Here is a 9,844-nt window from a genome sequence, read left to right on the forward strand (position 1 = left end):
ATTAGTCCTACCCAAGGCCCCCCTTCCTTTTGTTGTCCCTTTTCTCTAGAACTTTCCCCCCCCCCCCCCCCCCCCCCCCCCCACGCCCACACGGCAACTGGGGGTGCGGGTGTACGAGTTCATCGATGCGGCGGTGCTGCGCGCGGCGGCCTGGCCACCGGATCGCCGCATCCCGTTCTGGCCGGACCTGACCGAAGAAGAGGACGGCTCAGCTTCGTGGCGGCCGTGGCTGGAGCAGACCCTGCACATGCCCGGCTTCGCCGCCGCTTTGGAGCAGGCAAGCCCGGTGCTGGCAGACCGCGTCCGGCAGATCTGCCGCGGTCGGCGGCTGCCCGATCCTGCCGTCCGCAAAGTGGTCGTGGCGGTTATGCGCTACGTCCTGCGCGCCTCGGGCCGGGCCACCCCCTTCGGCCTCTTCGCCGGAGTAGCGCCAGCCCGCATCGGCACAGCCACGGAAGCTCGCATCGGCACCGGCCACCGAGCCATCGCCAGGCCGGATGCCACCTGCCTGACGACGGTGGTCGAACGCCTGGAAGCCGACCCCGCGCTCCAGCCCCACTTAACGGTCCGGGCCCATCCACTCCTGGTCGAACGGGATGGTCACGTGGTGCTGGAACACCGCCCCGCTGACGGCTTGGGAGGGGCCCCGGTACATGTGAAGGTCCGCCTCACCACCCCCGTCAAGGCTGCGCTGGACGCCGCCCGCGCACCCATCCGCGCTGCGGATCTTGCGGCCAAACTGGCCGGCGACTTCCCCCAGGCCCCCGCCCCGACCATCGCCCAACTCTTGGCAGGCTTGATCGCCCAGCGTCTCCTGGTCACGAATCTCCGCCCGGCGTTCACGGCGACGGACCCGCTCGCCCACGTGCTGACCGCCCTCGCCACCACACCAGCCGTGGACACCGTCACGGCCACCAAGACCCCGGCGAAGCTACGCGAGATCGCCCGCACGCTGGCACGGCACAACTGCACCACCGACGCGGCCGTCGCCGAGAAGCAGCGCGCCGAGGCCACTGCCGTAATGCGCGACCTTAGCCCGACCTCGGGGCCGGCGCTGTCCGTCGATCTGCGCCTCGACGCCGAAGTGACGCTTCCCGATGCGGTCGCGACCGAAGCCGCACGGGCGGCCACGGCGCTCATCCGGCTCTCCGGTCGGCCCGCGCTCTCCCGCGCCTGGGTGGCCTGGCACAGCCGCTTCCTGGAGCGCTACGGCCCGCGCGCGGTGGTGCCGCTCCTGGAGGCCGTGGACAGCGACACGGGACTGGGCTATCCGGCTGGCTTCCTCGGCGGCCCACCCACACCAGCCCCAGCCGCCTTGAGCGCGCGCGATTCCAAGCTGCTGGCGCTCGCGCAGAACGCGGCCCTGCGCCGCCAGCACGAGATCGTGCTGGACGACGCCATGGTCACCGACCTCGGCGAGGTCGGCCCGGAGATACCTGTCCAGCCGACAACGGAACTGACCGTGCGCGTCGGTGCCCGAAGCGCACACGCCCTGGACGCCGGGGAGTTCACGCTCGCGGTCGTTGGGGCCTCGCGGTCAGCCGGGACGATGAGCGGCAGATTCCTGAGCCTGCTCGACACCGGAGACCGGGAGCGGATGGCGGCGGCGTATGCGACGGCGTCCACCGCGACCGAGAACGCGCTGACCGTCCAGGTCTGCGCACCCCCGCTGTATACGAGCACCGAGAACGTCGCCCGGACTCCGCAGGTGATGCCCGCCGCCGTCCACTTCGGAGAGTGCCACAACCCTGACGGCACGGACCTGGTGCCCCTGGAAGACATAGCCGTCACCGCGGATGCCCACCGCCTGTACTTGATATCGAGGGCGCGGCGTCGACCGCTGGAGTTCGTCACGATGAACGCGGTGGAGCCCACCCGCCGCACCCATCCGCTGGCGCGGTTCCTCACCGAAGCCACCAACGCGCTGAGCGTCCCATGCACCACCTTCGACTGGGGAGCAGCCTCCGGCCTGCCGTTCCTGCCCGCACTGCGCTACGGACGGACGATCCTCTCCCCGGCCCGCTGGCGCCTCACTGCCGCCGACCTTGCCGATCCCGCAGCCAACTGGGTGCAGTGGGACCGGTCCCTGTCCTTATGGCGTGAGCTGGCCGCAGTGCCGAGCACCGTCTACCTGGGCAAGGGCGACCAACGCCTCCGCCTGGATCTGGCCGAGCCTTCGCACCGGGCCCTGCTGCGTTCTCAGATGCGCCGCGACGGCACGGCGGTCCTGCGCGCCGAGACCGCCGCCGACGCGGGCTGGATCGACGGCTACCCCCACGAAGTCGTCATCCCCCTCGCCACCACCAACAGCCCCGGAAAGGCGCCGCATTGGCTGCACGCCGCCCCGGTGGCGAGGTACGAGCACGGCCGCCTGCCCGGCTGCGACGGGCGATTCTTCATCAAGCTCTACGCACACCGTGACCGCCACGCAGCCATCCTCACCAACCATCTGCCGGACCTGCTCCACCAGTTGGGCGACGAGGCACGGTGGTGGTTCCTGCCCTACCGCGACCCCGACGATCATCTGCGGCTGCGCCTGGCCGTTCCCGACGACCAGGCCAGCGACGCCGCCGCCGCCGCGATTGGCGCCTGGACGCGGAAGCTGCGTCAAGCCGGGCTCTTGGTCCGGGTGCAGTGGGACACCGACTTCCCCGAGACCGCCCGCTTCGGAGGCACTCACGCATGGGTAGCCGCCGAGGCGTACTTCGCGGCGGACTCCGAATCCGCCATCGCGCAACTGTCCGCCTGTACGGCCAAGAACGGACCCGACCGACGGGCCCTGACCGCAGCCAGCATGCTCGACCTGGCCATCGGCCTGATCGGCAACCCAGGCGAGGCCATGCGGCGGCTCATCGCCTTCTCCCAGTTCACCGACACAGCTCCGGACCGCAGGCTGTACGACCAGGCGATCACCCTGGCCAACCCCCACGACCCCACCACCTTGGCCCGGCAGCCCGGGGGCGAGGAGGTCATCGCCAGTTGGACGCGGCGCCGCGACGCGGTGGTCGCCTACCGAACGGCCCTCGCCACTGCGGGAACGGTCACCGGGACCGCCTTGCTGCCGGAACTACTGCACCTGCACCACACCCGCATGACCGGCCTCGACATGGAAGCCGAACGCCGCTGCGTGCACCTGGCCCGCGCGGCTGCCCTCAGCTGGACTGCCAGAACGAAGGGGGTGACGTCGTGAGGCCGATATCGCAGGCACTCGCCCTGTCCGACACTCTTGCCGCTCAGCTATGCGACCCGCACACCGCCCGGGCAACGACGTCCCCGGGCGGGCGGGCATGGCCCCAGTCCCTCGCGGGCGGTGCGGCGGGCATCGCCCTGCTCCACATCGAACGCGCCCACTGCGGCCGGGGCGGGTGGGACACCGTGCACGCCTGGCTGGCCTCGGCCGCCGCCGACAACCTGACCGCAGCCGCGAACGCCAGCCTCTACATGGGAGCCCCTGCGGTGGCGTTCGCGATGAACGCAGCCGCAAGAGGCTCCTGCCGGTACCAGCACGCCCTGAAGAAGCTGGACGACGCCACGATCACCGTCACCCACCAGCGCCTGGCCCAGGCCCACGCCCGCATCGACCGTGGCGAACCTCCGGCGATGAAGGAGTTCGACGTGATCCGCGGCCTCGCCGGACTGGGCGCCTACCACCGCAGCCGCCATCCAGACCACCCGATCACCACCGAGGTCCTCACCTACCTGGCACGCCTGACCGAGCCCGACCCCCAGCAGCACGGACTCCCCGCGTGGTGGACCGATGTGGCGCCCAACGGCGAACCGAGCCCCGACTACCCCGGCGGGCACGGGAACTTCGGCATGGCCCACGGCATCGGTGCGGTCCTCGCCCTGCTCTCCAAGACCCTCCTGCATGGCCCGGCCGTCCCCGGCACGCGCGAAGCGGTGGAACGGATCTGCGCCTGGACCGACCAGTGGCGCCAGGACGACGCGACCGGCCCGTGGTGGCCAGGCTTCATCACCCCAGACCAGGCCCGGCGCCACCACGTCGAACCGACGCTACGGCCGAGACCCTCGTGGTGCTACGGCATCGCCGGCACCGCCCGCGCCCAACAACTGGCGGGCATGGCCCTGAACGACCCCGACCGCCAGCAAACCGCCGAGCACGCCATGCTCACCACCCTCCAGGACCCGAACCAACTCGACAGGCTCACCGAGACCGGCCTCTGCCACGGAACCGCCGGACTGCTCCAGGCCGCCTGGCGCATGGCCACCGACGCGACCACCCCCGCCCTCACCGTCGAACTGCCCCGCCTGACCGACCGGCTCACCCAGCACATCACCCACCGCAAGCAGCGCGACCCCGAACTCCTGGATGGCACCGCCGGTACCGCACTCGCCCTGCACACCCTTGGCACCAACACCGCCCCCCGATCGGGCTGGGACACCTTCCTCCTCCTGGCATAGACAGAGACGGAGCCGAACCGCATGGACACCGTCTGGCGACAGATCACCATCAACTTCTCCGACTGGGACACAGCCGAGCACACGGTCCTCACCCACCTCGCCCCGCTGCTGACCACCGCCGAGACCGCCCACCTCATCGGCCCCTGGTCCTTCCTCCGCAAGGCCCCCGGCTGGCGCATCCGCTACCAACCACCCGGCGACCCCACCACGGCCGAGAACCACCTCCTGCACATCCTCGGCCCCCTCCAGCGCGCCCAGCACCTCACCGCCATCACCCCCGTGATCTACGAACCGGAGATCCACGCCTTCGGCGGACCGGAGGCCATGACCGCCGCCCACCGTCTCTTCCACGTCGACAGCCACCACCTGATCGCCCACCTCGCCCGCCACCCGCACCGTGCGTACCGCCGCGAGCTGCCGATCCTGCTGTGCACAGCGCTGCTCCGCGCTGCAAGCCTCGACTGGTACGAGCAGGGCGACGTCTGGGCACGCGTGGCCGACCACCGCGACCCTCCCCAACCCCAACCCACCCACCGTCTGAAGACCCTCCGGAACGGCCTGCGCCACCTGATGACCGCCGACATCGCCCAGCTCACCCGCGAAGGCGCGACGCTGCCCCTCCCTGCCGCCTGGCCCCAAGCCTTCACCAACGCAGGGGAGGATCTCGCCGACCTCGCCGCCACCGGCCAATTGCACCGCGGCTTGCGCGCCGTCTTGGCGCACCACATCATCTTCGCCTTCAACCGGTTCGGGCTCCAGCACACGACCCAGGCCAACCTCGCCGCCAACGTCAAAGCCGTCGTCTTCGGTCCCGACCCGACCGTCGAGGACCAGCCCGCACCAGGAGCCACGGCATGAACGACTGGCTCCTCGCCTGGTTCCCCCTCGTCCAACGGCCCCGCCCGCCCGCACTCCCCCTCAAGACCCGGATCCGCCAACTGACGGACATGGCCGCGCAGCCCGCCACCGGCGACAACCACCAACAGGCCACCCGCGCCACGGAGATCTGCAACAAGGCAGCCCTCATCGCTTCCGACTGCGCAGTACCTGACCTCGCCCGCACTCTGTGCTGGTCCCAGTACGAGGTGTTCGAGCAGGCACGGCCGCTCCCCTCATGGGCGGTGAAACTCGCTCTCCAGCCGCTCCTCAACGTCGCCCGGCAACTCATCCGAGAAGGCGATGGCAACAACGCCTACGCCACGCTCGCCGCCCTCTTCCGCGCCGCCCGCGCCCGGACCTCCGCCGAAATCACCGGCCGAACCGTCAACCTGCCCACGCTCACCAGCAGCGCGGAAGCTCACAAGACCGTCTGCACCCTGGTGTGGGCGGCCCTCCTCGCCGACGGCACCCGCGCACTGACCCAGGCCGGCCGCTGGCGCGAAGCCGCCGACGCCGCAGCCGCCCACCGCGGCGTCGGCACCCGGCTCCTCGACGGCCGCCAGATCACCATCCTCGCCCTCACCCAGGACGGACGACACAACGAAGCGACCGCCCTGGTCGAGGACAGCCAACCCGTCGAGTTCTGGGAACAAGCCGTCCAGAACCTGCTGCGCGCCCTGTGCCGAACCGCCGTCGGCGCCGTACCGGCCACGGACATCGAAGACATGCTCACCACAGCCCTCGCCCTGCTGCACCAACCCGCCCCCGGCACAACCGTCTTCCGGACCCGCGTCAGCATCACCGCGCTGATCCTGGCAACAGCCCACACCAGCACGCAGATACCCCCGCTGCACGCAGCCGTCCTCGCCATGGCTCACGCGGACGGCTACGCAGCCCGCGACGCCCTCGCCCACCCGCAGCTTCGCCGCACGATGACAGCCAGCCAGCGCCAAGCCCTGACCAACCTGGTCCACACGGCAGGACTCAGCGGAGGCGCTGTACCGGAAACCCTGCGAAGCGACCTGTTGCGAGCAGCGACATCGGCTCAGGACCGGCTGCGCCTCTGCCTTGATAGGCCGAGTTTCTATCGATTTTGAGTTTGGCGTTATCAGTCATGCCAGCAGTGGCTTCCTGCTTCCCGGAGTGTGCGAGGACCAGCACACCGTCAATGTCCACGTACACCTAACCGTCGGCGGGTCGGCGATCCGGCGCATGGTGAGTCCGGGCAGGTAGGCGACCTTGCAGCCCGCATCGCGGGCGACGGTGAGCGGTAGGGCTCCGATGGAGGCGGCCTGGTCCACGATCACCAGCACGGTGCCGAACTTCGCGGTCAGCTGGCGGGCGGGGCGTGGGTCAGCAGTCCTTCCTCCCCGATGTGAGAGGAGGGGGCACGGTGCAGCAGCTTGCTGATGCTGACCGCGGGGCGGAGATATCCCTGCCAGCCTTTCGTCCGGCTGTGCGGGAGAGCTAGCGCACACGGTTCCTGTCAGCTCAGGGCAAGCTACGGTTGAGAAGTGGGCTTCTCAGTTCCAAGTTTCTGTAATTGTGGCACCATAGGTGGCGCCGTTGCTAGCGTGGGCCTTGGTCGAAGCGGTGAAGGTCGCCCAGCCCCAGCGGCTGTGTCCTGGGATACAGCTATGCCCCGGAGTCCGCCTGATCACTGCGGGCGGACCTCGGGGCAGGGAGCCAGATCATGCTTGCCTCGGACTGTGTGCAACCAGGTGCAGTGACAGAAATTCCAAGGCGTACGCAGAAAAATTTAGCACAGCTATCTGTCATCTGCGTCGGACACAGGGGCGCAGTGATGCGGAGCGATGAGCAGGAACTGGTACGGGCCATGTCGGCCGAGCGCTTTCAGCCGTTCCTCGTGATATGCGGGGGCGACGCCACAGTGGCGCTGCGCCTGTATGCGTGGGACGCCGAGGTCAGTCGGGCTTTACATAGCATTTTGCGGGATCTGGAGATTTGCTATCGCAATGCTACCCATCGGCAGCTCGCGGGCAAGTACCGCCGGGACGACTGGTGGAATGACCGGCGCATCCGACTGCACCAGGTCGGCCAGGGCAACATCGCCGATGCCCGGGAGAAGCTGCGCACGATGCGCAAGCCGGATGCTCCTTGCGACGTCGTGGCGCAGTTGTCGTTCGGCTTCTGGGTCGGCCTCTTCGCCAGAGGCGAAGGGCGCCACTACGAGATGCAGCTGTGGAACGCGTCGCTTCAGTACCTCTTTCGGGCGCACGGCATCCGCCGCGATGAACTGCACCTGGAGTTGAAGAGACTCCTGAAGCTGCGTAATCGGGTCGCCCACCACGAGCGCGTCTTCCACATGGAGTTGGAGGACCGCTTCGCCGCCGCGCTCACGCTCATGGGTTACGTCAGCCCCGAGACGGCCGCGCTGCACGAAAAGTTCGGCCAAGTGCCGCAAGTGCTGGCTCGCAAGGAACGAGTGCTGTCTGGAGAGGAGGAGATTCGGCTGTGAGCCAGGGGAACCATCGGACGCGTACGAACCGTACCCGGTTCAAGCCGGTGACACTCGGCGAGATCAAGGAGCTCGCCAGCGTGGGCCGCCCAACCGTGAGCAACTGGCGCCGCCGACACCCGTCCTTTCCTGCCGCGATGGGCGGCACCGAGAGCAAGCCGCTGTTCGACGCAGAGGAAGTCGCCGAGTGGCTTGACACCCGGGCCGCCCCCGACGCGGAACGGCGGGAGGACGGACGTATGCCGACGTATGGAGATCGGTTTCGGGAGGCTCTCCGGTTGCGGCGGTTGGTCGCGCTGAAGCACGACGGCATCTCGGCAGAGACGCTGATCAGATCCGCCATGACGCTGATCGCCGATACGGCCGCGGGTAACCGGCAGGCTCCGGCCGCCGACGGACAGCTCGAACAAGCAGTGGATGAGCTGCTGGAAGGTACGAAGACGCCGGGCGCCGCCGCCGACGCAGTACTCGGCTTGGCCGGTCGACTCGAATCCGACCTGGCCATGGACGCCACCCCGGCGGTGGTGGCGCAGCTGATCGGCACGCTGGTCCGCCACCGTGAGTCCGCCGGTGAGGGCAAATGTGCCCGCCCCTCCGTGATCAACCTATACGCCGGCACGGGAGACCTGCTCTTCGCCCTTGACCGTGGCCGGCACGGTCGGATCACCGCGATGGAGGCGGACAGGCTGCGCCGTGAACTGCTGGGCCATCGCCTGTTGGCGCACGGTGTGCGGGGCGTCGATCTTTATGCCGACGTCGCGGCGCTGCGGGCAGACGGGCGCACGGCGGCCGACGTTGTCGTTGTCGACCCGCCCTATGCGGCGGGCGAGCGCGAGACAGACGAGGACGGGCCGCTGAGCCGGGCCGTCGAGGCGCTGAGTCTGCTCGGGCCCGGTGGCACCGCGTACGTGGTCGTGCCGTCGTGGACGCTGGCCCGTCAGAGGACAGGCGTCCGCAGCCCGAACGTCCGGCTGCGGGAGCACCTCCTCATGGAGGACGCGGTGGCTGGAATCGTCCAACTCCCGCGCCGCATCCATCCGTTCCGCACCGGTGCGGAACTCGCCCTGCTGGTCCTGCGCCGGGATGCTGGACCGGCCGAGCGCGGCCTGACGCGGGTGGTGGACGGCGACCGGATCGCGCTGCGGACGGGACTGGGGCAGCGCTGGGCCGAGTTCGTCACCGACGCGCTGAGCACGGCGGACCTCCCGGCGTCCGAAGAGGTCCGTGACATCCCGGTAACGGCCGCGAGCCCGCGCGGGGAGCAGCTGCTGGACGGCCGGTCCCTGCTGCCTGCCCACCGGCTGGCCTCCCCCGAGCCGGGACTCGACCACTTCGGGGCGTCCCTGGACGCCCGCCGGGAGGCCGCGGCGGCGCTGCCCGACCTTCGGGAGTGGATCGGCGGCCTGGGCATCGCCAAGCGGGAGAGCCCGGTGCCGCACCACCGGCTCGACGAACACGTGCGGGCCGGGCAGTTGAAGCTGCTCCCGGGGCACCGAATCCACTCCGAGGACATCACCGACGAGGGCCAGGTCGTCATCGGCCGGGAGGAGATGCTGGGCACACTGCCGATCGGTCGGCGGCGTATTGCGCCGGAGGCGCTGGCTGGCTACCCGCAGGCGGCGGTGACCGAGCGCGGCGACGTCCTGCTGCTCACCGAGCACGGGGTGCGCACCCATGTCGACAACGTGGGCGGCTGCGTCCTACTGGCGCCGGTGCAGGGCCTGCGGATCACCGCATACGCGCAGCACCAGCAGCAGCGGGCTACGGGCGGCCCGGCCGACAGCCTGTGGATCGGTCCGCACCCGCTGGCCCGGCTGCTGGCCGCACCCAGGAATCAGCAGCGCAGCAGCGGTTCGCTGGTGCGGCGGGTCAGCGTACGCGACATGGACCTGCCGCAGCTGCCGCCCGAGGAGATCACCGAACTGGAGGCCGTCCTCGCCGAGACCGACCGGCACCGCGCCGAGGTGCGGCGCCAACTGGACGCGCTGGACACCCTGGCCGAGCGGCTCGCCGCCGGGGTCGCCGACGGCGCGCTGGCGTTGCGGCGACGGCCGAGCCGGTAGC

Annotated in this window: 6 protein-coding genes and 1 pseudogene; 6 read left to right on the plus strand and 1 reads right to left on the minus strand. The window is 70.0% G+C overall.

All coding sequences use genetic code 11. From position 1 onward, the window contains the following. The first annotated feature begins 109 nt into the window (after positions 1-109). Genes AC07AB_RS00965 through AC07AB_RS00980 form a run of 4 tightly spaced genes read left to right on the plus strand, consistent with a single transcriptional unit; the run spans position 110 to position 6,398 of the window. The gene (locus AC07AB_RS00965) at positions 110-3,190 is read left to right on the plus strand and encodes a lantibiotic dehydratase (protein WP_478557949.1); all 3,081 of its coding nucleotides are present in this window, start codon (positions 110-112) and stop codon (positions 3,188-3,190) included. Further along, positions 3,187-4,422, plus strand: coding sequence for a lanthionine synthetase C family protein (locus tag AC07AB_RS00970; RefSeq protein WP_478557952.1), 1,236 nt, complete (start codon positions 3,187-3,189; stop codon positions 4,420-4,422). Before AC07AB_RS00965 ends, AC07AB_RS00970 begins: the two co-directional genes overlap by 4 nt. A 21-nt stretch (positions 4,423-4,443) precedes the next feature. After that, entirely contained in the window at positions 4,444-5,280 is an 837-nt protein-coding gene (locus AC07AB_RS00975; RefSeq protein ID WP_478557955.1) for a thiopeptide-type bacteriocin biosynthesis protein, read from the plus strand. Then, positions 5,277-6,398, plus strand: a complete 1,122-nt coding sequence (locus AC07AB_RS00980) for a hypothetical protein (RefSeq protein ID WP_478557958.1) — start codon at positions 5,277-5,279, stop codon at positions 6,396-6,398. Before AC07AB_RS00975 ends, AC07AB_RS00980 begins: the two co-directional genes overlap by 4 nt. Before the next feature lie 99 nt (positions 6,399-6,497). Here AC07AB_RS00980 and AC07AB_RS00985 read toward each other — a convergent pair. After that, positions 6,498-6,638 (minus strand): annotated as a pseudogene (locus AC07AB_RS00985) (IS110 family transposase); the annotation flags it as partial. A gap of 467 nt (positions 6,639-7,105) precedes the next feature. Between AC07AB_RS00985 and AC07AB_RS00990 the strand changes: the two are divergent. Further along, positions 7,106-7,780, plus strand: coding sequence for a hypothetical protein (locus AC07AB_RS00990; protein ID WP_478557961.1), 675 nt, complete (start codon positions 7,106-7,108; stop codon positions 7,778-7,780). Continuing rightward, positions 7,777-9,843, plus strand: coding sequence for a DNA methyltransferase family protein (locus AC07AB_RS00995; protein WP_478557964.1), 2,067 nt, complete (start codon positions 7,777-7,779; stop codon positions 9,841-9,843). Before AC07AB_RS00990 ends, AC07AB_RS00995 begins: the two co-directional genes overlap by 4 nt. Position 9,844: the final 1 nt, after the last annotated feature.

The organism is Streptomyces sp. NPDC044033 (assembly GCF_056434425.1).